Source organism: Azospirillum himalayense (assembly GCF_042657465.1).
Lineage (GTDB): Bacteria > Pseudomonadota > Alphaproteobacteria > Azospirillales > Azospirillaceae > Azospirillum > Azospirillum himalayense.
In genome coordinates, this window is the sequence record NZ_JBHSLC010000035.1 from 176,371 (window position 1) to 200,384 (window position 24,014).

Annotated in this window: 21 protein-coding genes and 1 pseudogene; 14 read left to right on the forward strand and 8 right to left on the reverse strand. The window is 67.9% G+C overall.

All coding sequences use genetic code 11. The features are described 5' to 3' along the window. Positions 1-104 precede the first annotated feature (104 nt). From lspA to ACFPMG_RS17460, 4 genes are all read left to right on the forward strand, one after another. On the forward strand, positions 105-608 hold the full coding sequence (lspA, locus tag ACFPMG_RS17445) for a signal peptidase II (RefSeq protein WP_014239673.1): 504 nt from the start codon (positions 105-107) through the stop codon (positions 606-608). Between the two features lie 84 nt (positions 609-692). Next, positions 693-1,301, forward strand: coding sequence for a DUF3035 domain-containing protein (locus ACFPMG_RS17450; RefSeq protein WP_376996432.1), 609 nt, complete (start codon positions 693-695; stop codon positions 1,299-1,301). A gap of 140 nt (positions 1,302-1,441) precedes the next feature. Next, a complete protein-coding gene (locus tag ACFPMG_RS17455; RefSeq protein WP_376996388.1) occupies positions 1,442-2,863 on the forward strand; it encodes a M16 family metallopeptidase in 1,422 nt (473 codons plus the stop codon). 1 nt (position 2,864) lies between these two features. Next, positions 2,865-4,229 carry a M16 family metallopeptidase gene (locus ACFPMG_RS17460; RefSeq protein ID WP_376996389.1) on the forward strand — a complete coding sequence of 455 codons (1,365 nt, stop codon included), beginning with the start codon at positions 2,865-2,867 and terminating at the stop codon, positions 4,227-4,229. Positions 4,230-4,315: 86 nt separating this feature from the next. Here the strand turns inward: ACFPMG_RS17460 and ACFPMG_RS17465 are convergent, their stop codons facing one another. Continuing rightward, entirely contained in the window at positions 4,316-4,483 is a 168-nt protein-coding gene (locus ACFPMG_RS17465; RefSeq protein WP_237904108.1) for a hypothetical protein, read from the reverse strand. Between the two features lie 175 nt (positions 4,484-4,658). Here ACFPMG_RS17465 and pgi point away from each other — a divergent pair, with 175 nt between their 5' ends. The 4 genes from pgi to mutL all read left to right on the forward strand — a co-directional run bounded on the left by pgi (position 4,659) and on the right by mutL (position 11,243). Continuing rightward, entirely contained in the window at positions 4,659-6,302 is a 1,644-nt protein-coding gene (gene pgi, locus ACFPMG_RS17470; protein WP_376996390.1) for a glucose-6-phosphate isomerase, read from the forward strand. Between the two features lie 232 nt (positions 6,303-6,534). Further along, the gene (locus ACFPMG_RS17475) at positions 6,535-7,179 is read left to right on the forward strand and encodes a hypothetical protein (RefSeq protein WP_376996391.1); all 645 of its coding nucleotides are present in this window, start codon (positions 6,535-6,537) and stop codon (positions 7,177-7,179) included. 167 nt (positions 7,180-7,346) lie between these two features. Further along, positions 7,347-8,525 (forward strand): hypothetical protein, encoded by a 1,179-nt coding sequence (locus tag ACFPMG_RS17480; protein ID WP_376996392.1) that lies wholly within the window; start codon positions 7,347-7,349, stop codon positions 8,523-8,525. An 825-nt stretch (positions 8,526-9,350) separates the two neighbouring features. Then, entirely contained in the window at positions 9,351-11,243 is a 1,893-nt protein-coding gene (mutL, locus tag ACFPMG_RS17485) for a DNA mismatch repair endonuclease MutL (RefSeq protein ID WP_376996393.1), read from the forward strand. Between the two features lie 195 nt (positions 11,244-11,438). Here the strand turns inward: mutL and ACFPMG_RS17490 are convergent, their stop codons facing one another. Then, positions 11,439-12,329, reverse strand: coding sequence for a LysR family transcriptional regulator (locus tag ACFPMG_RS17490; RefSeq protein WP_376996394.1), 891 nt, complete (start codon positions 12,327-12,329; stop codon positions 11,439-11,441). 146 nt (positions 12,330-12,475) lie between these two features. On the opposite strand from ACFPMG_RS17490, the gene ACFPMG_RS17495 reads away from it, so the two are divergent. The 5 genes from ACFPMG_RS17495 to pcaB are packed head-to-tail and all read left to right on the forward strand — an operon-like array spanning position 12,476 to position 18,508. Continuing rightward, positions 12,476-13,600: a 4-oxalomesaconate tautomerase gene (locus ACFPMG_RS17495; protein ID WP_376996395.1), complete on the forward strand. Its 1,125-nt coding sequence runs from the start codon at positions 12,476-12,478 to the stop codon at positions 13,598-13,600. Between the two features lie 27 nt (positions 13,601-13,627). After that, on the forward strand, positions 13,628-15,022 hold the full coding sequence (gene dctA, locus ACFPMG_RS17500) for a C4-dicarboxylate transporter DctA (RefSeq protein ID WP_376996396.1): 1,395 nt from the start codon (positions 13,628-13,630) through the stop codon (positions 15,020-15,022). Positions 15,023-15,060: 38 nt separating this feature from the next. Then, complete coding sequence (locus ACFPMG_RS17505) at positions 15,061-15,921, forward strand: HTD2 family dehydratase (protein WP_376996397.1); 861 nt, start codon at positions 15,061-15,063, stop codon at positions 15,919-15,921. A gap of 11 nt (positions 15,922-15,932) precedes the next feature. Continuing rightward, on the forward strand, positions 15,933-17,114 hold the full coding sequence (locus ACFPMG_RS17510; protein WP_376996398.1) for a CaiB/BaiF CoA transferase family protein: 1,182 nt from the start codon (positions 15,933-15,935) through the stop codon (positions 17,112-17,114). Positions 17,115-17,158: 44 nt separating this feature from the next. After that, entirely contained in the window at positions 17,159-18,508 is a 1,350-nt protein-coding gene (pcaB, locus tag ACFPMG_RS17515) for a 3-carboxy-cis,cis-muconate cycloisomerase (protein WP_376996399.1), read from the forward strand. 312 nt (positions 18,509-18,820) lie between these two features. Here the strand turns inward: pcaB and ACFPMG_RS17520 are convergent, their stop codons facing one another. The 4 genes from ACFPMG_RS17520 to ACFPMG_RS17535 all read right to left on the reverse strand — a co-directional run bounded on the left by ACFPMG_RS17520 (position 18,821) and on the right by ACFPMG_RS17535 (position 21,580). Beyond that, a complete protein-coding gene (locus ACFPMG_RS17520) occupies positions 18,821-19,237 on the reverse strand; it encodes a nuclear transport factor 2 family protein (RefSeq protein ID WP_376996400.1) in 417 nt (138 codons plus the stop codon). Positions 19,238-19,408: 171 nt separating this feature from the next. After that, positions 19,409-20,251 carry a helix-turn-helix domain-containing protein gene (locus ACFPMG_RS17525; RefSeq protein ID WP_376996401.1) on the reverse strand — a complete coding sequence of 281 codons (843 nt, stop codon included), beginning with the start codon at positions 20,249-20,251 and terminating at the stop codon, positions 19,409-19,411. Positions 20,252-20,313: 62 nt separating this feature from the next. Continuing rightward, the gene (locus tag ACFPMG_RS17530) at positions 20,314-21,162 is read right to left on the reverse strand and encodes an alpha/beta fold hydrolase (RefSeq protein WP_376996402.1); all 849 of its coding nucleotides are present in this window, start codon (positions 21,160-21,162) and stop codon (positions 20,314-20,316) included. Positions 21,163-21,211: 49 nt separating this feature from the next. After that, positions 21,212-21,580, reverse strand: a complete 369-nt coding sequence (locus tag ACFPMG_RS17535) for a nuclear transport factor 2 family protein (RefSeq protein WP_376996403.1) — start codon at positions 21,578-21,580, stop codon at positions 21,212-21,214. 320 nt (positions 21,581-21,900) lie between these two features. Between ACFPMG_RS17535 and ACFPMG_RS17540 the strand changes: the two genes are divergently transcribed. Next, positions 21,901-22,494 (forward strand): IMPACT family protein, encoded by a 594-nt coding sequence (locus ACFPMG_RS17540; RefSeq protein ID WP_376996404.1) that lies wholly within the window; start codon positions 21,901-21,903, stop codon positions 22,492-22,494. Positions 22,495-22,536: 42 nt separating this feature from the next. Here ACFPMG_RS17540 and ACFPMG_RS17545 read toward each other — a convergent pair. Beyond that, positions 22,537-22,752, reverse strand: a pseudogene (locus tag ACFPMG_RS17545) (putative glycolipid-binding domain-containing protein); the annotation flags it as partial. 51 nt (positions 22,753-22,803) lie between these two features. Beyond that, positions 22,804-23,928 (reverse strand): AI-2E family transporter, encoded by a 1,125-nt coding sequence (locus ACFPMG_RS17550; RefSeq protein ID WP_376996405.1) that lies wholly within the window; start codon positions 23,926-23,928, stop codon positions 22,804-22,806. Between the last annotated feature and the right edge of the window lie 86 nt (positions 23,929-24,014).

A 24,014-nucleotide genomic window follows, 5' to 3' on the forward strand; every position in this document is an offset into this window, starting at 1 on the left:
GGTTGAGCCGGCCCCCCACCCAACCCTCCCCCTGCGCAGCGGGGGGAGGTCGGGAGGGGGGCCCGACGCGACCACCCCACCCCACTATTCCCTCGGAGCACTCCATGAGCAGCCTCTCCACGTCCGGCAGCCGCGGCTACACGGTCTTCGGCCTGTCCGTCGCCGCGCTGGTGGTGGTCCTCGACCAGCTCACCAAATGGTGGATCCTCGACGTGGTCATGCAGCCCTATCCACGGGTCATCGAGGTCACGCCCTTCTTCAATCTCGTGCTGGCCTGGAACACCGGGGTCAGCTTCGGCACCTTCGGCAGTTCCCACGCCTGGATGCCCTATGTGCTGGCCGCGGTGGCCTTCGCCATCGTGGTGGCGCTGCTGCTCTGGCTGCGGCAGGCCGACCGGCGCTACCTCGCGCTGGCGCTGGGGATGGTCATCGGCGGGGCCATCGGCAATGTGATCGACCGGTTCCTCTACGGGGCCGTCGCCGATTTCCTCGATTTCCACATCGGGGGGTGGCATTTCTGGGCCTTCAACGTGGCAGACAGCGGAATCAGCGTCGGCGTGGCGCTTCTCGTGCTGGATGGGCTGTTCGCCGGCCGCGAAAAGTCGTAATAGTTCACGCGACGGAGCCGCTATAAGGGACGCGGCCCGACGACAAGCGGCCTGACGACTAGACGACGGGACTCGAACGTGACCATGCTTTCCTTCGCCTCCTCCATCGCGCGGCGCTCCACCCGTTCCCTGGGGCGGGGCCCGCTGCTGGGCTTGGCGCTCGTCGCGCTGGCGCTCACCGGATGCTCCGACGTCCGCCGCTCCATCGGCCTCGACCGCACGAGCCCGGACGAGTTCACGGTCGTGTCCCGCGCGCCGCTGACCATGCCGCCGAGCCTCGCCCGCCTGCCGGAGCCGCGCCCCGGCGCGGCGCGGCCGCAGGACGCCACGTCGGCCGCGGTGGCCGCCGCCTCGGTCTTCGGCGGCTCCTCCCGCGCCACGGCCGCCACCGCCGCCGCCGGACACACGGCGGGCGAGTCGGCGCTGATCGCCCAGGCCGGCGCCAAGAGCGGCATCGAGCCGGGCATCCGCAACAAGGTCGATCAGGAGACGACCCAGCTCGTCGTCGCCGACAAGAGCTGGATCGACTCCCTGCTGTTCTGGCAGACGCAGGAGCAGCCCTATGAGGTCGTCGATCCGAAGAAGGAGAACCAGCGCCTGCGCGAGGCCCAGGCCACCGGCAAGGCGCTGAACGACGGCACCGTCCCGACCATTGAACGCAAGCGCCGGGCGCCGCTGGAAGGGCTGTTCTAAGCCGATTTCAGAGCCCCGGTTCGGGGCCCCAACTCGGGGCATTGTTCCGGGCGCTTCGCCGCACCAGTATCTAGGGGGCGTTCCCAGACGGGGACGCCCCCTTTTGCATTCCCGTCCCCTTCGCTCCCAACGAGAGGCCCATGCTCCCCAACGGCCCCACCGCCCCGCCACCCTGGAAGCGGCCCTGGCGCCGGCTTGCCGCCGCGGGCGTCCTGGCGTTCGCCGTGACTGGCGCCCTGACCGGCGCCATCCCCGCCGCCATCACGCCCGCCTTCGCCGCCGAGAAGGGCGTCTTCTTCCCGGAGACCTTCACCCTGTCCAACGGCATGCAGGTCGTGCTGGTGACCAACCAGCGCGTGCCGGTGGTCACCCACATGGTCTGGTACAAGGTGGGCGCGGCGGACGAGCCGCGCGGCGTCTCGGGCATCGCCCATTTCCTGGAACATCTGATGTTCAAGGGGACGGAGGAGGTTCCGCCCGGCGCCTTCTCCCGCATTGTCGCCAAGAACGGCGGGCGCGACAACGCCTTCACCTCCTGGGACTACACCGCCTATTTCCAGAACGTGGCGCGCGACCGGCTGGAGCTGGTGATGAAGATGGAGGCCGACCGCATGTCGAACCTCCGCCTCACCGATCAGGTGGTTTATCCGGAGCGTGACGTCATCATCGAGGAGCGCCGCCAGCGCATCGAGAACGAACCCGCCGACCGCATCGGCGAGCAGGTCAACGCCACCCTCTACGTCCACCATCCCTACGGCACCCCGATCATCGGCTGGCCGCAGGAAATGGCCACCCTGACGCGGGAGGAGGCGGAGTCCTTCTACAAGAGCTGGTACGCGCCCAACAACGCCGTGCTGGTGGTGTCCGGCGACGTGACGGCGGAGGAGCTGAAGCCGCTCGCCGAGAAATACTACGGCAGCATCGCCGCCCGCCCGGTGCCGGAGCGCGTCCGCGTGCAGGAGCCGCCGATCAGCGCCGCCCGCCGGGTCATCCTGCGCGACGACGAGGTGCGCCAGCCCTCGATCCGCCGCAACTGGCTCGCGCCCTCCTACCGCACCGACAAGGAGGGTTACGCCTACCCGCTCCAGGTGCTGTCGGAGATCATGAGCGGCGGCCCGACCTCCCGCCTCTACCGCAGCCTCGTCGTCGAGCAGCGCATCGCCACCTCGGCCTGGCTGGGCTACAGCCCGTCGTCCTGGGACATGACCTCGCTGGCGGCGGGCGCCTCGCCGGCCCCCGGCGTGACCATGGAGAAGCTGGAGGCGGCGCTGGAGGCCGACATCCGGACGCTCGTTGAGAAGGGCGTGACGGAGGAGGAGGTGGCCACCGCCAAGAAGCGCATGCTGGCCGAAGCCGCCTACGCCCGTGACAGCCTGACCGGCCCGGCCCAGACGCTGGGCGCCGCCGTCGCCACCGGCCAGAGCATCGACGACGTGGAGAGCTGGCCGGTGCGCATCGACGCGGTGACCGCCGATCAGGTCAACGCCGCCGCTCGCGCCGTTCTGGGCCAGACCAACCACGTCACCGGCCTTCTGCTGCCGCTCCAGGACAAGGGAAGCTGAGATGATCCTCCTATCCAAGCGCCTCATGTCCAAGCGCGTCTTCGGCGCCTGCCTTTTCCTTTTCGCCTTCGCCATCGCCACTCCGGCAACCGCCATCGAGATCAAGCGGGTGGTCAGCCCCGGCGGGATCGAGGCGTGGCTGGTCGAGGACCACAAGGTTCCCATCATCGCCCTGGAATGGGCCTTCGAAGGGGCCGGCGCGTCCGACCCCAAGGGCAAGGAGGGCCTCGCCAACCTCGCCGCCCGCACGCTGGACGAGGGCGCCGGCCCCTATGACAGCCAGGCCTTCGCCGCGCGGCTTCAGGACAACGCCATCGCGCTGGGCTACGACGCCGGGCGCGACGGCTTCGGCGGCAGCCTGCGCACGCTGAGCGACCGCCGCGACGAGGCGTTCGAGCTGACCCGCCTGTCGCTGGCCGAGCCGCGCTTCGACGCGGAGGCGGTGGAGCGCATGCGCGCCGCCGTGCTGTCCAGCCTGCGCCGCGATCAGGCCGATCCCAACTACGTCGGGCGGCGGCTGTTCTACTCCACCGCCTACCCCGACCATCCCTACGGCGACGAGATCCGCGGCACGCTGGAATCGCTGCCGACGATCACCCCGGACGATCTGCGCGGCTTCGTGAAGACCGGCTTCGGTCGCGACCGTCTGGTCGTCGCCGCGGCGGGCGACATCACGCCGGAGGATCTGGGCCGCGCGCTCGACCATGTGTTCGGCGGTCTGCCGGCCACCTCCACGAACGCCGCCATCCCCGACGTCGAGCCGAAGGGATTGGGCGAAACGCTGGTCGCCACCCGGCCGACCGCGCAGACCGTCATGCTGATGGGCCAGACCGGGCTCAAGCGCGCCGACCCCGACTGGTACGCGGCAACCGTGATGAACTATGTCCTGGGCGGCGGCGGCTTCGGCTCCCGCCTGATGGAGGAGGTGCGGGAGAAGCGCGGCCTCAGCTACGGCGTATACAGCTACCTGATCCCGATGGACCATTCCGCGCTGGTCATGGCCGGCGGCAACACGGTGAACGCCAAGGCCGGTCAGGCGCTGGACATCATGCGCCAGGAATGGAAGCGCATGGCCGACCAGGGCGTGACGGAGGAGGAGCTGGCCGACGCCAAGACCTACCTCACCGGCAGCTTCCCGCTCCAGCTCAGCAGCACGCAGGCGATCGCAGGCATCCTGCTCCAGGTCAAGCGCGACGAGTTGGGCATCGACTATCTCGACCGCCGCGACACCTTCATCAACGGCGTCACCCAGGCCGACGTGCAGCGCGTCGCCAAGCGGTTGCTCGACCCCAACCGACTGCTGACCGTGCTGGTCGGCCGTCCGGAAGGCGTGACCGCGACGCGGACGATCGACGGAGGGAGCTGAGGAACGTTGTCGCGGCGAGCCCCCTCCCGACCTCCCCCCGCTTCGCAGGGGAAGGGTTGGGTGGGGGCCCGCCGCGACCACACCCCTCACGCCAAGTCCGGCTGGCTCCCCGGAAAGCGCGGATCGCCGGGATCAATGGGGCGGCCCGGCACCTTGCCGGGGATGATCCCCACCTGATCGGGCCGCTCATCCTCGCGGCGTTCCTCCTCTGCTGGAACCGGCGGATTCTGTTCGGGTTTGTTCGGATCGCTCATGGTCACCTCCTGTCCCGAAAAGAACACAGGGCGGCGGTTGCCGGTTTCATCCACCGCCCCGCATAGTCCGCTCCACCTAGCCCTTTGTGCACGTTGGATGCGCCGCTTTGGCGCGTACCCGGCGCGCACCGATCGGTGCTAGGCTCCGCGCACGCGAGAAGGAGGCAAAATCCCAATGTCAGCGCTCACCCGTTCGCCCGCCTGGGAAGCCCTGGCCCGTCATCGCCAGGACGTTTCGACCCTCCATATGCGCGACCTGTTCGCCGCCGACGCCGACCGCTTCAACCGCTTCTCCCTGGAAGCCTGCGGCCTGCTGTTCGATTATTCGAAGAATCGCATCACCGGAGAGACTCGGACCCTTCTGCTCGACCTCGCCCGCCAGCAGGATGTGGAAGGCTGGCGCGACCGCATGTTCGCCGGGGAGCGGATCAACATCACCGAGGACCGCGCCGTCCTGCACACCGCGCTGCGCAACCGCTCCAACCGCCCGGTCATGGTGGACGGCCAGGACGTGATGCCGGAGGTGAACGCCGTTCTGCACCGCATGGAGCGCTTCGTCCGGCAGGTCCGCGACGGCGCCTGGACCGGCTACACCGGCCACCCGATCACCGACATCGTCAATATCGGCATCGGCGGGTCCGACCTCGGCCCGGTGATGGTGACGGAGGCGCTGACCCCCTACCTGCACCCGCAGATCGGCGTGCATTTCGTCTCCAACGTGGACGGCACCCACATCAGCGAGACGCTGGAATGGCTGGACCCGGAGACGACGCTGTTCGTCATCGCGTCCAAGACCTTCACCACCCAGGAGACGCTGACCAACGCCCACACCGCGCGGCGCTGGTTCCTGGAGAGCGCCGGCGACCCCGCCCATGTCGCCAAGCATTTCGTCGCCGTCTCCACCAACGAGGCGGAGGTGCGCAAGTTCGGCATCGACCCGACCAACATGTTCGGCTTCTGGGATTGGGTCGGCGGGCGCTATTCGCTGTGGTCGGCGATCGGGCTGTCCATCGCGCTCGGCATCGGCATGGACCGCTTCTACGAGCTGCTGGCCGGCGCACACGACATGGACGAGCATTTCCGCACCGCGCCGCTGGAGCGCAACATGCCGGTGCTGATGGCGATGCTCGGCGTCTGGTACGTCAATTTCTGGGGCGCCAAGTCCCACGCCGTGCTGCCCTACGACCAGTATCTGCACCGCTTTCCCGCCTATCTCCAGCAGTTGGACATGGAGAGCAACGGCAAGACGGTGGACCGGCAGGGCGTGCGGGTGGACTACGCCACCGGCCCGGTGGTCTTCGGCGAGCCCGGCACCAACGGCCAGCACGCCTTCTACCAGCTCATCCACCAGGGGACGGAGCTGGTGCCCGCCGACTTCCTGGCCCCGGCGGAGACCCACAACCCCGTCGGCGACCACCACCGCATCCTGCTGTCGAACTTCTTCGCCCAGCCGGAAGCCCTGATGCGCGGCAAGACCGCCGACGAGGTGCGCGCCGAGATGGCCAAGTCCGGCAAGCCGGCCGAGGCCATCGAGCCGCTGGTCCCCCACCGCGTGTTCGAAGGCAACAAGCCGTCCAACAGCATCCTGTTCAAGAAGCTGGACCCGCACACGCTCGGCGCCCTGATCGCGCTGTACGAGCACAAGGTGTTCGTCCAGGGCATCGTGTGGAGCATCAACAGCTTCGACCAGTGGGGCGTGGAGCTGGGCAAGCAGCTGGCCGGCAAGATCCTGCCCGAACTCCAGACCGGGCCAACCGCCGCGCTGGGGCACGACAGCTCGACCAACGGGCTGATCGGCTGGTACCGCAAGCACCGCTGAGCGACAGCAAGCAGCCTTAAGGTTTTATTGTCAAAGGGGAGAATCAACCATAAAGTCGTCTTCACGGATCACTCTATCCGTGAAGGTTGCTGCAATGGACGCTTTATCCCCTTTGGCTGGCGCCCCAGCCATTGCCACTGCGAGAACCACGTCGGCTGGCCAAGGTGCCGGAAGCGGCTCCCCTGGAGCGGCAACGACCGCCGCCACCACGGGGGTTAAGGACACGCTGTCCTTGAGCACCCTGGCGGCGAGCTTGAAGGGGCCTTCGCTGGACCTGTTCAACAAGCTGAAGCAGAACGAGCGCACCCTGCTCGGCGACCTCGTGGACAGCGGCAAGGTCACCGGGGACGACGTGAACAACGCGCTGATGGGCAGCCTGAAAATGGCTCGGTCCACGGCCTTCATGAACGGAGGCCGGATGTTCGAGTCCCAGAATCGCGGCCTCTTCGCCCGCGCCGACACCGTCACGGCGGATGAGATGCTGAGGGCGACGGACGACACGCTGGCCCGGCGCAAGGAACTGGTCGCGCGGCTGGGAGAATTGGACAAGAACGGCCAGGGCGGCTCCGACGACTATGGCGAGATCCTGCGCGCCCTTTCGGGGGTGGAACCCGGCGCGGATGCGCAGGGTCCCGGGCGGGTCAACGGCCCTCCCCGCTCGACCCGCCTCATCTCACCCTATTACATGAAGCTGGGCGATCCTTTTCTCATCCGCAGCGGCGAAGAGGAAGCGGCGAGCAGCAAGCTGAAGGAGGCCGGGGTCTCCCTGTCCAGCCTCACGGACGCCGCCCGCGGCATGGCCGAGGACGATGTGGCTGGCATGGTGAAGGAACAGGCATCGGATAGGGCCGAGATCATGCGGCGGAACAACGGCTGACCCTTTGCGACGGGATGAGGTCCGGGTTGGATGCACAAGGCACCGGCCATCCAGATGCCGCGCCCTTCGATCCGCCAATTTGGTGCAATCGCTTGTAGCGCCAGCAATCCTCCACCGCCACGCTTTTCCGGACCGCTTCGAAAGCCCCCGTGCGTGTGGAGACGCTGATGCCCATCCTGAAATTCATCGAGGTCAACGCCGCCAAGGCCATCCTGGCGGAAGCCAAGCCGAAGAACATCACCTTCGGCGGCGGCAAGCTGAACATCGGCATCGGCGTCGAGTTCGATAAGGAGTTCATCGAAAAGCTCCAGGACGATCCGCTGTCCTGGCAGAAGCTCCAGGATGCCGCCTCCTCCGCCTACAAGGACTTCATCGCCGAGGCGGTCGCCGAAGTCACCAAGACGGACAAGGTGATCGGCCGTCTGGTCGGCGATCCCACCATGCAGAAGGCCGCGGCGGATGTCTGCTACGCCGGCCTCAAGATGAAGGCGTCCAACCTGACCACGGCGGTGGACGCCAACGTCAAGAAGGCGTGGGCGCAGATCATCAAGACCAACAAGGACTACAGCAAGTACAAGTGGCGGGCCGCCGTCCATGTCGGCCTCCAGATCGGCGGTGTGGCGATCTCCGCCGCCGGGATCGGCGGGGCGGTGGCGACCGGCGGGGTGTCCGCGGTCATCGGCATCTACGGCATGGTCAAGAGCTGCCTCGGGCTGTTCAAGGACCTCGTCAAGCTCTGGCTGTCCGCCGAGAAGTTCCGCACCGCGATCAACGGGCAGGTCACCAAGCTCGTCAAAGCCTACAACGCGAAGAAGTCGGTGGCGCGCAACAGCTCCGACTCCGCGAAGGAGGTCATCAACGCGGTCTTCGGGACGGAACTCGGCACGATCGGGAAATGTCGCGGCGACATCAAGCAGTATCTGAGCAAGCTCGACGGCGTGGATGTGAAGTCCCACGAAATCTCGCGGGAACTCGGCAAGGTGATGTCCAAGCTCGACCGGGCGATGAAGGACATGAAGACCGTCGCCAGGAACAACAAGGCGCTGGCTGCGGCGCTGCCCAAGCTGGAAGAGCAGATCAACGACCTGATCGTCAAGATCGTCGCCAAGCAGGAGATGATCAACGAAGGCCGCGACTGGGCGAACCGGATGGACGAGGCGCTGGAGCTGCTGGAGAAGGGCAAGCCGGGCTGGCTGAAGGTTTTCGACAAGTCGCTCGTCCTGCTCGATCTCGGCCTCTCCTTCACCGACCTGTCCGCCCAGGCCGACAAGATCGTGGAAATCGCCTGGGGCGCCGCCCAAGCCGCGGAGGAGCTCTACGACGACATCAGCGAGGCGGTCGCCTGACCGGGAACGGACTCGCCACAGAGACACAATGGCATGGAGAGCCGGGGCATGGAGGGCCGGGGCATGGAGGGCCGGCGGTCGCCTCCCTCCATGCCTTTGGGGAAGACCCGAGACGCCCCCCGCAGGAAGCCCTTGTGCGGCGCGGCGATCCGGCGTAGGGTGCAGGCCATGAACCCCGTGCGCCTCACCTCTCCCGCCCTTCTGGGGCGATTTTGGTACCGCTGGTACACACCGGCGGCCTAGGTATCGCACACCCACGATGCACCCGAAGCCGCCCGACCCGAGGCGGCTTTTGTGTTTTCAGCACGCGGTGCACGCAAAATCCTCCTGACGGTCACGGCGGCCTCCCTTACCAACCGGAGGTCCCATCATGTCCGATTTCGATTTCGACGTCGTCACCGGCCCGTCCCGTGCCAGCTGCCCCGCCACCCCCAGCGAACCGGAAACGCCGGAGGACGGCCACCCCGCCGACAAGACCGGCCCGGCGTGACCGCCCCCGGACTGGAACCGCCCCGCCCTTCCCGCCTCGCTACGGCGATGGGGAGAAGCGGGGCGGCCCACAAGTGGCCATGTGACCGGCGCCGCGGTGGCGAGGCCGAGCTGGCCCAGTTGCGCGTCGAAGAAGCCGTTGCAGGCCAGCAGCGACTCCGGGGCCGCCGCGGTGGACTGCGCGGTGTCTGGACGGCATCGCCACCGACATCGCCGCCGGCCTGCTGAAGGGGTTGAAGAGGCTGCTCGCCGGGGCCTGAGGCCCGCCGCGCCGGTTCGCCGCCCACGCCCCCGCTCATGGTGGCATTCCCGGCGTGAGCCTACTATATTTGGCGCATGCCCATCCGTATGCTGCCCGACACGCTCGTCAACCGAATCGCCGCCGGCGAGGTGATCGAGCGGCCCGCCGCCGCCGTCAAGGAACTGGTGGAGAACGCCATCGACGCCGGGGCCACCCGCATCGACGTGGTGGTGCGCGACGGCGGCAAATCACTCATCACCATCACCGACGACGGCTGCGGCATGGGGCCGGACGAGCTGGCGCTCGCCGTGGAGCGGCACGCCACCTCCAAGCTGCCGTCCGACGACCTGCTCGACATCCGCTCGCTGGGCTTCCGAGGGGAGGCGCTGCCCTCCATCGGGGCGGTCAGCCGCCTGACCCTGACCAGCCGCCCGCGCGGCGCCGACAGCGCCTGGGCGCTGACCGTGGACGCGGGCCTGAAGGGCGCCCCTCAGCCCGCCGCGCTGGCCCAGGGCACCCGCGTGGAGGTGCGCGACCTGTTCGCCGCCGTGCCCGCCCGATTGAAGTTCCTGAAGGCCGCCCGGACCGAGTTCGACCACATCGGCGACTGCATCGAACGGCTGGCCATGGCCCACCCCGGCGTGGCCTTCACGCTGGACGGCGACAACCGCTCGACGCTGCGCCTGTCGGCGGCGCAGGGCGACCTGCTCGACGCCCGGCTGACCCGGCTGGGCGCCCTGATGGGGCGCGACTTCCAGGACAACGCCGTGCCGGTGCAGGCGGCGCGCGAGGGGGTGACGCTCGCGGGCTGGATCGGCCTGCCCACCCTGCACCGCCCCACGGCCCGCCACCAGCATCTGTTCGTCAACGGCCGCCCGGTGCGGGACAAGCTGATGGTCGGCGCGGTGCGGGCGGCCTACGCCGATTTCCTGCCGCGCGACCGTCACCCCATGCTGGCGCTGTTCCTCGACCTCGACCCGCAGGAGGTGGACGTGAACGTCCATCCCGCCAAGGCGGAGGTGCGGTTCCGCGACCAGGGCCTGGTGCGCGGGCTGATCGTCGGAGCGTTGAAGCACGCGCTGGCCGAGGCCGGGCACCGCGCCTCGACCACCGTGGGGCTGGCGACTCTGGGGGCGTTGCGCCCGGAGAGTGGAGCAGACACGGATGGAAGCATCCCATCACCCTCCCCCCTGCCCTACCGCAACCCGGCGCACCAGTCGGCGCCGTCCTGGGGGGGCGGCTACGGCTCCGTCGTGCCGCGCGGGCTGGCCGACCGGGCGACCGCCTTCCAGGCGCCCCATCAGGCGCCGCTGCCCCCCTTGCAGGGCCGCCTCGCCGGCTGGCAGGCCGCTCCCGCCGCGCGCCCGCCGGAGTACGCGGCGCAGGCCGCCGCTCCCCCGCTGGACAGCCACCCGCTGGGCGCGGCCCGCGCCCAGGTCCACAACACCTACATCGTCGCCCAGACGACTGAGGGAATCGTCATCGTCGACCAGCACGCCGCCCATGAGCGGCTGGTCTATGAGCGAATGAAAGCCGCCCTTCTGGAAGGCGGTGTGAAGCGGCAGGCCCTCCTGATCCCGGAGTTGGTGGAGCTGGACGAGCCGTCCGCCAACCGTCTGCTGGGCCGCGCCGCGGAACTGGCGGAGCTGGGTCTTGCGGTGGAGGGCTTCGGTCCCGGCTGCATCCTGGTGCGCGAAGTCCCGGCGCTGCTGGGCCAGAGCGACGTCAAAAGCCTCGTCCGCGACCTCGCCGAGGAACTGGCGGAGCTGGGGGACGCGCTGTCGCTGAAGGAACGGCTGGAGGACGTGTGCGGGACCATGGCCTGCCACGGCTCCGTCCGCGCCGGGCGGTCGCTCAGCGTCGAGGAGATGAACGCCCTGCTGCGCCAGATGGAGGCCACCCCTCACAGCGGCCAATGCAACCACGGCCGCCCAACCTATGTCGAACTGAAACTGTCCGATATCGAACGACTGTTCGGACGCCGTTAGTGTGTCGGGCCACAGTTTGGAGTTGCCCCGGCTCATCCCGACGCCGGAACCCAGGCCGACATGAGGGGGGCCTCCGCCCACCGGCTCCTCGCGATCGGCCCAGCGGCACTCGATCAGCACCTGACTTTTTCAGCGATATCCGCCAGGAGCCGACCTTGGACGGTTTTCAATGCGACGCGGCAGTGCTCAAGAGCATCAGGCTTTCCAGGAGCCGAGCAGCACCTCCAGAAAGCGCGCCGCCATCGGTGAGAGGATGGCGCCGTGTCGTCGGACGACGCCGATCGTCCGGGAAATCTTCGGGTGGCTCAGCGGGATGGTCCGGATGATGGGGTGGCCGGAGGTCGGGGTGGCGAGCTTGGGAAGCACCGCGACGCCGAGGCCCGCCTCGACGAGCCCGAGCGAACTGGCGAGGTGCGTGATCTCATAGGACCAGTTGAGCTTCAGGCCGTGCTGCGCCAGGGCGTTGTCGATCAACGCCCGGTTGCCGCTGGTCCGGCCCACGGTGATGACCCGGTGCGCCGCCAGTTCGTCCCAGCCGACCTCCTGCCGGGAGGCCAGCGGATGATCGTGCCGGCAGGCGACGACGAACGGGTCCTCGGCCAGCGGCGTGAAGTCGATGTCCGGGTGTGACGTGCCGATGAAGTTGATGCCGAAATCGGCCTCGCCGCGGGCCACCGCCTCCAGCCCCTCGTTGGCGCCGAGGTCCAGGATGCGGATGCGGATGCGCGGAAATGCGACGCTGAAGCGGCTGATCGCGTTCGGCAGGAAATAGAACACCGCCGTCGGAACGGAGGCGATGGTGATTTGTCCGCCGCTCCGCGCCCCCAGGTCGCTGATCCCCAGCAGCGATGACTCGAACTCGTCCAGGAAACGCCGGACCTTGGGGATGAAGTCGCGTCCGACCATGGTCAGGGCGACATGGCGGGTCGAGCGCTCGAACAGGGCGACGCCCAGTGTGTCCTCCAGCTTCTGGATGCGGCGGCTGAGCGCCGGCTGCGAGAGGTTCAGCAACTCGGCGGCGCGATTGAAGCTGCCCAGTTCGGCCACCGCCACGAAGGCTTTCAGATCGACCAGTTCGAAGTTCATGCCCGGCTCCGCGAGGCGGCACTCATTGATGCGTATTCCGGAATAATATCTCGAATCATTGCATTTAACAAATACAGTTCGAGGTCTGAATATCGGTTCATCGGCTTTCTTCGCCGCCACGGCGAGATCAAGAGACACCAAGCGCCATGAACCACCTGACCAGCCGCCAAATCGGCATTCCCTGTGTGATGATGCGCGGCGGGACCTCCCGCGGGCCCTTCTTCCTGGCCTCCGACCTTCCGGCATCCCCGGCGGAGCGTGACGCCCTTCTGCTCTCCGTCATGGGGGCGGGGAACGACCTGGGGATCGACGGCATCGGCGGCGGCAATCCCTTGACCAGCAAGGTCGCCATCGTCGGTCCCGCCACCCTGGCCGGCGCGGATGTGGACTATCTGTTCGCCCAGGTGCGGGTGCAGGAGGGGATCGTCGACACCTCGCCCAACTGCGGCAACATGCTCGCCGCGGTCGCCCCCTTCGCCATCGAGGCCGGGCTGGTCCCGGCCACGGACGGCGTGACGGTGGTGCGCATCCACAACGTCAACACCGGCAAGCTGATCGAGGCGCGCGTCCAGACCCCGGACGGTCGGGTGACCTACGAGGGCGGGGCCGTCATCGACGGCGTGCCCGGCACCGCGGCGCCCATCCATCTCGCCTTCCTCGACGCGGCGGGCGCCAACACCGGCCGGCTGCTGCCCACCGGGGCGCCGGTCGACCGCATCATCGGGATCGACGGAATCGGCGGGATCGAGGTGTCCTGCATCGACGCCGCCATCCCGGTGATGCTGGTCCGCGCCGCCGACCTGGGCAAGACGGGGCACGAGCCGATGGACAGCTACCGGCTCGATCGGGGCTTCATGGCCCGGCTGGAGGCGCTGCGCGTGGAGGCCGGCCGCCGCATGGGCTTCGCCAACGCCGCCGGCATGGTGATCCCCAAGCCCGTCCTGCTGGCGCCGCCGACGCGCGGCGGCACGCTGGCCGTCCGCTATTTCATGCCGCACGACTGCCACCGGGCGATGGCCATCACCGGGGCCGTCGCCACCGCGACCGCCTGCACCATCCCGGGAACCGTGGCCTCCGCGCTGGCCGGACGGATGGCCCTGCCCGGCGACGTCACCTTCGAGCATCCGGCGGGCCGGCTGACCGTCCGCCTTGAGCCGGGAGCCGGCCATTCCACCCCAACCGCCAGCATCCTGCGCACGTCACGACGCCTGTTCGAAGGAACCGTGTTCGCACGGCCACTGGACCCACCACGGGCCGCCATGGCCGCCTGACCCATAACGCACCGAGGAGGAAACGCCATGCGCCTACAAACGGGAGAGCAAACCCCGGCGCCGACCGAGCCCAAAGCCATCCATCCCAAAGCCATCTACAAGGCCCTCTATTTCCAGGTCATCGTCGGCCTGAGCCTGGGCATCCTGGCCGGCCATTTCTGGCCGGACCTCGGCGCCTCGCTGAAGCCGCTCGGCGACGGGTTCGTCAAGCTGGTCAAGATGATGATCGCGCCGGTGGTCTTCTGCACCATCGTCAGCGGCATCACCAGCCTCAACGACACCCGCGAAATCGGCAAGACGCTGGTCAAGTCGATGGCGCTGTTCTACGCGCTGACGGTGGCAGCACTGCTCATCGGGCTGGCTGCGGTCATGATCATCGAGCCCGGCGTCGGCATGCATGTGTCGGCGGCGTCGCTCGACCCCACGGTGGCGGCGCGCTACGCCAAGCAGGCGACCCCGGTCGGCTTCACCGATTTCGTGCTGCACATCATCCCGCATTCCTTCTTCGGTGCCTTCGCCGAGGGCGAGGTGCTGCCGGTGCTGCTCATCTCCGTCCTGGTCGGCTTCGGGCTGGCGCGGGTCGGCAAGGCCGGCGAGCCGGTGGTCCAGGGCATCGAATCCTTCTCCCACGTGCTGTTCGCCGCCTTCGGCTTCATCATGAAGCTGGCCCCGATCGGCGCCTTCGGGGCGATGGCCTTCACCGTCGGCAAATACGGCATCGACTCCATCGGCTCGCTCGGCCTGCTGATCCTCACCTTCTACGTCGCCTGCGGCTTCTTCCTGGTGGTCGTCATCGGCACGCTGGCACGGCTGCACGGCTTCAGCCTGTGGAAGGTGCTGCGCTACTTCCGCGAGGAACTGCTGATCGTCCTCGGCACCTCCTCCTCCGAACCGGTCCTGCCGCGCGTGCTGCAGAAGCTGGAAGCGCTGGGCTGCAAGAAAGGCGTCTCCGGCCTCGTGCTGCCCATGGGCTATTCCTTCAACCTGGACGGCACGGCGATCTACCTGACGCTGGCCTCCCTGTTCATCGCCCAGGCCTGCGACATCCACCTGTCGGCCGGCCAGATCGTCGCCATGCTCGGCGTCATGCTGCTGACCTCGAAGGGTGCTGCGGGCGTCACCGGCAGCGGCTTCGTCGCCCTGGTCGCCACGCTGACGGTGATGCCGGACCTTCCCGTGGCGGGCGTCGCGCTGCTCGTCGGCATCGACCGCTTCATGTCCGAGGCCCGCGCCCTGACCAGCATCATCAGCAACTGCGTCGCCAGCATCGTCGTCTCGATCTGGGAAAACGCCTGCGACCGCGAGGTCCTGCAGCGGGAGCTGAACCAGAGCTACGCCAGCACCGAGCGGTGCCTGGAGGAGAAGGGCGACATCACCGTCCTGCCGCTGAACGTCCGGTCCCCTGCCCAGCCGTCGCACTGATCCGGCGCAGGCCGCTCCCACGCATCGAGGACGCCACCATGAACGCTTCCACCGCCAACTTCGGGGACTGGATCGGCCGGACCGAGACCGTGTCCGACACCGTCACCCCGACTCCCTACGCCGCGCTGTCGGCCACGCTGGACCGGCCCGCCGAGCGCCCTCCGGTCGGCACCCCGCTCCCGCCGCTGTGGCACTGGCTGTACTTCCTGCCGCTGCACCGCCAGTCGGAGATCGGACCGGATGGTCATGCCAAGCGCGGCGGCTTCCTGCCCCCGGTGCCGCTGCCCCGCCGGATGTGGGCCGGCAGCCAGTTCGAGTTCCACAGCCCCCTGCGCGTCGGCGACGCCCTGACCCGGACCTCGACCATCCATGACGTGACCGAAAAATCCGGGCGCACCGGTCCGCTGGTCTTCGTCAAGGTCCGCCACGAGATCCGCCGCGCCGGCGAATCCCAGGTGGCGCTGACCGAGTTCCACGACATCGTCTACCGCGAGGCGGCCACGCCGCAGGATGCGCCGCCGGAACCGCAGCCGGCCCCGGCGGACGCGGCCTGGGAGACGCGCTGGGTTCCCGACGACGTGCTGCTGTTCCGCTACTCGGCGCTGACCTTCAACGGCCACCGCATCCACTACGACCGGCGCTACGTGACGGGGGTGGAGGGGTATCCGGGGCTGATCGTGCATGGCCCGCTGATCGCCACCCTGCTGCTCGACCTGCTGCGCCACCGGCTGCCGGAAGCCGAGGTCGCCTCCTTCCGCTTCAAGGCGGTGCGGCCGACCTTCGACATCAATTCCTTCTCGGTGTGCGGCACGCCGCTCGCCGACGGCAAGACGGTCCACCTGTGGGCCAAGGACCATGACGGCTGGCTGACCATGGACGCCACCGCGGTCCTGACGTGAGGACGCCCCCTATGAACCCCCTGTCTGGAATCACTGTCGTCACTCTGGAACACGCCATCGCCGCCCCCTTCGCGACGCGCCAGCTCGCCGACCTCGGCGCCCGCGTCATCAAGGTGGAGCGTCCCGGCGTCGGCGACTTCGCCCGCGGCTACGACGAGCGGGTGCGCGGCGTCGCCTCGCACTTCGTGTGGACCAACCGCTCGAAGGAAAGCCTGACGCTCGACGTCAAGCACCCGGAGGCGCAGGCGATCCTTAAGCGCCTGATCCGCGAGCAGGCCGACGTGGTGGTGCAGAACCTCGCGCCCGGCGCCGCGGCCCGCCTCGGCCTGTCCTACGAGGCGCTGTCCGCCGAAAAGCCGGGAATCATCGTCTGCGACATCTCCGGCTACGGCGGTGACGGCCCCTACCGCGACAAGAAGGCCTACGACCTGCTGATACAGGGCGAGTCCGGCTTCCTGTCGGTGACCGGCACGCCGGAAACGCCCGCCAAGGCCGGCCCGTCCATCGCCGACATCTCCGCCGGCATGTACGCCTACAGCAACATCCTGGCCGCACTTCTGCAACGCCAGCAGACGGGGCGCGGCTGCCGCATCGACGTCTCCATGCTGGAATCGCTGGTGGAGTGGATGAGCTACCCGCTTTACTACGCCTTCGACGGCGCGCCGCCGCCGGCCCGCACCGGCGCCAGCCACGCCACCATCTACCCCTACGGCCCGTTTCCGGCCGGCGACGGCAAGACGGTGCTGCTCGGCCTGCAGAACGAGCGCGAATGGGTGGCCTTCTGCGAGACGGTGCTGCAACGCCCCGAACTGGCGCGGGAGGAGCGCTTTTCCAGCAACTCCCGCCGCAACGCGGCGCGCGACGAGTTGCGCGGGATCATCGTGGCGGCCTTCGCCGGCCTGACCGCCGAACAGGTGGTTGCCCGGCTGGAGCAGGCCGCCATCGCCAACGCCCGGGCCAACACCATGCAGGACGTCTGGAACCACCCGCAACTGGCGGCCCGCGACCGCTGGCGCACGGTGGAGACCCAGAACGGGCCGGTGCCGGCCCTGCTGCCGCCGGGTGTAGCGAGCGACGGGAGCGCGCGCATGGATCCGGTGCCGGCGCTCGGCCAGCACACCGATTCCATCCTCGCCGAGCTGGGCTACGCGCCCGGCGACATCGCCCGGCTGCGCAACGCGAAGGCGATCTGAGCCGCGCCGCGAACGGAACGCCATTTTTTGGGAGGACCAGCACCATGCCGTCCACGATCATCGACTCCGCCATCTTCGGCGACATCTTCAGCACCCCCGCCATGCGCGCGGTCTGGTCGGACGAGAACCGAACGCGCAAATACCTGGACATCGAGGCGGCGCTCGCCCGCGTTCAGGGCCGCTTGGGCATCATCCCGCAGGAAGCCGCCGACGAGATCGTCGCCAACTGCTCCCTCGACAAGATCGACATGGCGACGCTGAAGGCGCAGACGGAGCGCATCGGCTACCCCGTGCTGGGCGTCGTTTCGCAGCTCAACGCGCTGTGCCGCGACCGGCTCGGCGAATTCTGCCACTGGGGCGCCACCACGCAGGACATCACCGACACGGCGACGGTCCTGCAAATCCGTGAAGCGCTGGACATCGTGGACGAGGATTTGACGGGCCTGTCGGCGGCCCTGGCGGATCTGGCCAAGCGCCATCGGGACACGCCGATGATCGGCCGCAGCAACCTGCAGCAGGCGGTGCCGGTGACCTTCGGCTACAAGATGGCCGGGCTGCTGTCGGCGGTGGAGCGCCATCGGGAGCGGCTGGCGCAACTCCGCCCGCGCGTGCTGATGGGCGAGTTCGCCGGAGCGTCCGGCACGCTGGCCTCCCTGGAGCATGGCGCCATGGAGACCCAGGCCGGGCTGATGGAGGAGTTGGGCCTCGCCCAGCCGGTGATCGCCTGGCACACCATCCGCGACACCATCGCCGAGGTCGGCTGCTTCCTGGGCCTGGTCGGCGGCACGCTCGGCAAGCTGTCGATGGACGTGAAGCTGATGATGCAGACGGAGGTCGGCGAGGTCTACGAACCCTACGCGCATGGCCGCGGGTCGAGCAGCACCATGCCGCAGAAGCGCAACCCGATCTCCAGCTGTTACATCCACGCGTCGATCTCCGTGCTGCGCCAGCACACGGCGGCTCTGCTCGACGCCATGGTGGCGGATCACGAGCGGTCGACCGGGCCGTGGGAGATCGAGTGGATCGTCCTGCCGGAGGCCTTCTGCCTGCTGGCCGGCGCCCTGAAACAGGCGCGGTTCGTGGTGAGCGGGCTGGAGGTCGATGCCGAGCGGATGCGCGCCAATCTGGAGATGACCAACGGGCTGGTGGCGTCCGAGGCGGTGATGATGGGGCTCGGCCGCCACATCGGGCGCGAGTACGCCCACGACCTCGTCTACGACCTCTGCCGCGAGGCGGTGCGCCAGAACCGGCCGCTGCTCGACCTTCTGGCCGAGACGCCGGAGATCAGCGCCTGCCTCAGCCGCGCCGAACTGGCCAAGCTGTGTGACCCGGCCAACTACCTCGGACAGTCCGGGGTCATGGTCGATCGTGTGCTGGCCCGCATGAACAGCTGATTGGGCCGTTCAGGACAGGCTCACGAGAACCAAGCGCAGGTTGTTGGTTGCTTCCGCCTGCGCGGTGCCTGTCGAGGACTCCTCCAGAAGGACGCTGTGGGCGCCCCGCAGAAGACGAAGCGCCGGGAAATTGCAGGAAGCCCCTGCGCTCGACGTCTGAAAGAGGGGGCTGTCAGCGGCCTTCCTCTGGCGCAAAGCGGACGGCCTTATCGTCTGAAAGGCTTCGATGGCTGCCGACAGAAGTGTGGAGAAAGGGGATCCGCGCGGCGAGGGCCGACCATGTCACCGCGGTCCGTTAAGCAAGCCAATCCGTTATGGCTCACAGGGACGGCAAGCCGCCTCCAGGGCTGCCTCATCGTCGCAACGCTCCTCGAAGCGCCGGATCCGGCCGTCGTACAGCACCCACCGGTGTTCGGTCGTCACCGTCACCGGTTTGCCGGTGGCCTTGCTGATGGCTTCAACGAGGTTCCGCGTGACGACTTGGTCGCCGTCCCTTGCGATGTCCCGCATCTCGTGCCTGGTGATCGTCCAATCCTTGGCCAACCCTTGGAAATAGCGCTGGACACCGTCCATGCCGTGGAAGGTGCCGGAAAAGGCGGCAAGAGCCGGGGACCGGCTGCAGGATATCCACTCGACGTCGGGGGCGAGATGCTCGAACAGCGGCGCCACATCACCCACGGCGTAGCGGTTGTAAAGGTCGCGGAGCAACTCGATGTCGGTCTGCGCCATGTTGCACCTCCGGCCGCCATGGGATGGTCGGAAATCATAAGGCCGGGTCCGGTGCGCCGTGTCGGCGCAAGGGCGGTGCCCCGATCGGGTGAAGGCGCTTCTCGTGACACCGTGTGGCGCACAGTCAAACCGATCGTGTCGGTCGGCAATCCCGGCTCGGTTCACGGTCCATCACCGCGACAGGACCTGCCGCATCGCCTCCGCCGTGGCGAGGTCGGCCGGGAAGAACGCCTCGATGGCCAGTTCGGACAAGGTGACGTCCACCGCCGTTCCGAACACCGTCGTGGTGCTGAAGAAGCTGAGCGTCCCGGCTTCCGTCCTGAGCCGCAGTGGAACCACCACGCCATCATGCGACGACAGCGGCTCGCCCCGGCTGCGCAGAGCCTGCCCGTCGGGCACCGGGTAGCCTTTCAACTCGCCGAGCAGCGCGACCAGCACAGGATCGGCGCTGACGTCGATCTGGCGGGTCAGCCGGTGCAAGATGTGGGTCCGCCACTGGGCGAAGTTCTCGATCCGCGGCGCCAGCCCGGAGGGATGGAGGCTGAGGCGCAGCACGTTCATCGGAGGCTGGAGAAGATCCGGAGCGGCGCCGGTGAGCAGCGGGGCGACCGCCCGGTTGGCCGCGACCAGCGTCCAGTGCCGGTCCACAGCCAGCGCCGGGTGGGGCTCGTGCCCGGTCAGCACGAGATCGACCGCCTGACGGGCGGCCCGCATCTCCGGATCGTCCAGCCCGTGTTCGGAAAAGACCGGCGCGAAGCCCGCGGCGGCGAGCAGCGCGTTGCGGTCGCGGAGCGGAATGTCCATCCGCTCCGCCAAATGGAGCAGCATGGTCCGGCTGGGCTGCGAGCGGCCCGTTTCCAGGAAGCTGACATGCCGGGTCGAGATGTCGGCTTCGCAGGCAAGGTCGAGTTGGCTCAAGCCGCGCCGCTTGCGCCACGCGCGCAGCAGTTCGCCGACCGGCTGGCGCGGCACGGTCCTCGGGGGCGGTCGGTGCCGGGTGGCGGTTTGCGGCATGGTTCCGGTCTCCCCTCCGCTGTCGTCAGGTGTTTTGCGATCGATGATACCAGCGCCGCCGATCATGCATCCAGAAAGGCCAGCAGATCGCGGTTGAAGCGGTCCATGTGCGTCAGGAACAGACCGTGCGGCGCCCCCTCGTAGATGGTCAACGTCGCGTTCGGCATCAGCTCGGCGGTTTTCCTCCCGGTGATGCCAAGCGGGCTGGAGACATCCAAATCGCCGTGGATGAGCAAGGTCGGCACGGCGATGTCCTGAAGCTCCCGTCGGAAGTCCGTGGACGTCGTCGCCCGGTGGCAGTCCAGAAGCGCCTTCATCGAGGCCTGCAAGGCCATCGATTTCACCCAGGCCATCATGCCGGGCGAACTGTCCGCCGTCATGAAGGGGCGGATGTTGTCCTCCAGCCATGCCGGAAAGTCCCGCATCAGCCAATCCGAGCGGAAGGATTCGAAGACGGCGGGATCGATTCCGTCAGGGTGGTCGTCGGTCCGGGAAAGCGTTGGTGTCATCGTGCCGACCAGAACCGTGCCGGAAACGCGGCGGTCGCCATGCCGGCTCAGATAGCGGATGATCTCCCCGCAGGACATGGAATGGCCGACCAATGTGACACCGTCCAGATCCAGCGTGTCGAGCAGGGTGGCGAGGTCGTCGGCCAGCCGGTCGAAGTCGAAACCGACTCCTGGGTCACTCGACCGGCCATGGCCGCGGCGGTCGTACGCGACGCAGCGGTAACCGCGCTCGGTCAGTGCCAGCATCTGATAGGCCCAGGAGTCGGAATTCAGCGACCAGCTGGACAGAAAGACGACGGGCTTCCCTCGTCCCCAATCCCGATAGAAGAGCCTCACGCCGTCGTCCGTGTGGATGAAGCCGGGCTGGAGCGGTTCGGCGGGAGACAGCGAAGGCGTGTTCATGGTCGGTGCTCCTGCGTTCGGGACGCTGCGGGATGGAAAAGCCGGTGCCCTAAGCACCTTCCGGAACCCGGTCCAGAAAGCCGCTCACCGAGCGGATGCGTCCATCGGCGGCCAACCGGATGAAGTCGGTGCCGCCGGCCACGGGATCGCCCCCCGCCGGAACGAGGGACCAGGAGAGGCGGACCCGGTCGTTGTGGCCGTCGGGCGTGCCATGCAGGACGAAACGGCTGTTCGGGAACCGCTGCTGCACGGCGCCGATCAGGGCGTTGATGCCGGCGTGGCCGTTCGCCTGAACCATCGGGTCAAGGTAATGCGCATCATCGCTCCAGTGTTCGACGACCAGCGCCAGCCGGCGGTTCGGATCGGTCTCGTTCCAGGCGGCGATGAAACGTTGGGCGACATGGACGGCGTTCGTCATGGCGGAACTCCTTCGTGGGGCTGCCCGGATCGGCCGGACCCCCACAGCATCGTCATTCCGTGATCCTCCTGCGATTACGTGGGAGGTAAGGGAAAAGCCCTTGATCGCGTTATCGAGCGTGCGCTGGTTGGATCATCGGAGCGCCGCATCACGGCACGCCGGTGATGATCATGGATGGAGGGGCAAGGTTTCCTCGTTACGCACGTCGTCGCGGATATCGCCGCGACGTTGTCGCAATTTCCCCATTGGACGAATAGGTTGCATCAGCGCATGGGGACATCGGCCTCTGGCCTGCGCACGAATGATGGCGGCGGAAGACAATGTTCACTCTCAAGAAGAAAGAGCAATTCGAGCAGGAAATCAAAAAAAGCCGATTTCTTGCCTCGGCAGGCCCGGTCAACACTGAGGAAGAGGCGCGTGAATTTATTGCCACGTGCAGCAGACGGGATGCGGGTCACAATTGCTGGGCCTTCCGGATCGGCGACCTCCACCGGTCCAGCGATGATGGTGAACCCGGGGGCACTGCGGGACGTCCGATTCTTCAGGCCATAGACGGCCAGCACATGGATCAGGTGGCGGTGGTGGTCAGCCGTTGGTTCGGTGGTGTGCTTCTCGGTGCGGGCGGGCTGGTGCGCGCCTATGGCGGCACCGCGTCGGCCTGTCTCCATGCCGCGGAATGCCAGCCGATCATCACCTTTGCAGTCCTGTCCGTCACGTGCGCTTTCGCCGACGAGGCCAGGATCAGGACGGGAGTTGGCGCCTTCACCGCGGCCCTTGCCGAGACCAACGGCTTCACGGCCGAAGGTGTGCAGCTTCAGATCAAGGTTCCTTGCGAGCAGTTGGACGATGTCATCCGCATGATCACCGATGTTTCCCGCGGTCAGGCCAAGGTCGACGTGGCGCAGCCGGTCTGAGCCCAAACGCTCACACCTCTGACGGGAACGCGCCACCGCCATGGTTGCCCCATCCACGAAACAGGTGTCGAGCGTGAGACTCGCCCCCGCGTTGACGGGTGTCCGGCGGATCGGGAAGGTGTTGCAGAAGGGGGTGACCGAGAGGTCCGGCTCCTCCGTGCCGTCGAGATCGACCCGTCCTGTGCCATCGACCTTCCAGTCACCGTCGGTCCGCTCGATGTTCAGGCGCGTGTGCCTGGCCGCTCCCCACCCCTCCATTCCTGGGGATACGATGCACCATCAGAAAGCGGCAACGACCGAAGAGAGCGCCTACTCCGCCACGGCGTCGCCTGGCTCGTTTCCCCCGCTCCACTCCCGAATGAGGCCGTACGCCACGGCGAGCAGCGTCGGGCCGAGGAAAATGCCGATCAGGCCGAATGCGACGAGACCGCCGACGATGCCCAGGAAAATGATGATGAAGGGAAGATCGCTGCTTCGACCGATCAGGATCGGGCGCAGGATGTTGTCGAGGCTGCCGACCAGCAGGCCGACCCAGGCCACCAGGAAGATCGCCATGCCGGTGCGGCCCTGGCTGGCCAGCCAGATCGCGGCGGGCAACCAGATCAGCGCCGGCCCCATCGGCACCAGCGTCAGGAAAAAGGTGATGAAGCCGAGGAGCAGGACGCCGGGAAGCCCCGCGATCCAATAGCCCACGGTGGCGGCGATGGCTTGAATCAGCGCGGTGCCGAGCACGCCATGGACGACCCCGTTGATCGTCTCGGCGGCGACGTCGAGGGATTGCCGCGCGCGGTCGCCGGCGATCCGCCCCACGATGCTGCGCAACCGGCGCACGGCGGTGCGACCGTCCCGATAGAGGAAGAAAGCGATCAGGACGCTCAGCGCGATCAGCGACGTCCCTGAGAGAAGGTGCCCGCCGCTCGCCAGCACCCCGTCGCGGATCTGGCCGAGATAGGGCTGGAGCGTCGTGCGCAGATTGGACTTGCCGCTCGCCAGCACGCTCCAGATCTCCTGCAGCCGGTCCCCGAGGATCGGAATGCCGACCAGCCAGTCCGGCAAGGGTGGAAACCCCTGCTCCATGGCCGCGTGAATCGTCTCGAAGACCCGGAAGACACTCTCGGACAGCTTCGTTCCAAGCGCGACGAGAGGCACCACGAGAACCGCCATGATCATCAGCGTCATGATCGCCGCGGACAGCGTCGTGCGACCGCCGAGCGCGCGCTCGATGCGCCGATGCAGCGGCCAGGTGCTGAAGGATAGGATGATGGCCCACAGGATCGCCGCGATGAAGGGGCGCAACACGACGAAGCAGCCGATCAGCAGGACCAGCATCATGGACAGGACGAGCGCCTTGCGGACATAGCTCATCTCGTGCCGCTCCGGGACCTCCGCGGCGTCGGCGTGCGGCATGAACCGGTCGTGAATGAAGTCCGCCATGGCTTCTGTCCCCTTCAGCGCGCGATGGTCCGAGCCCCGCCGGACTTGCGGACATTCATCGGGTAGGAATTCGACTGCCGCACACG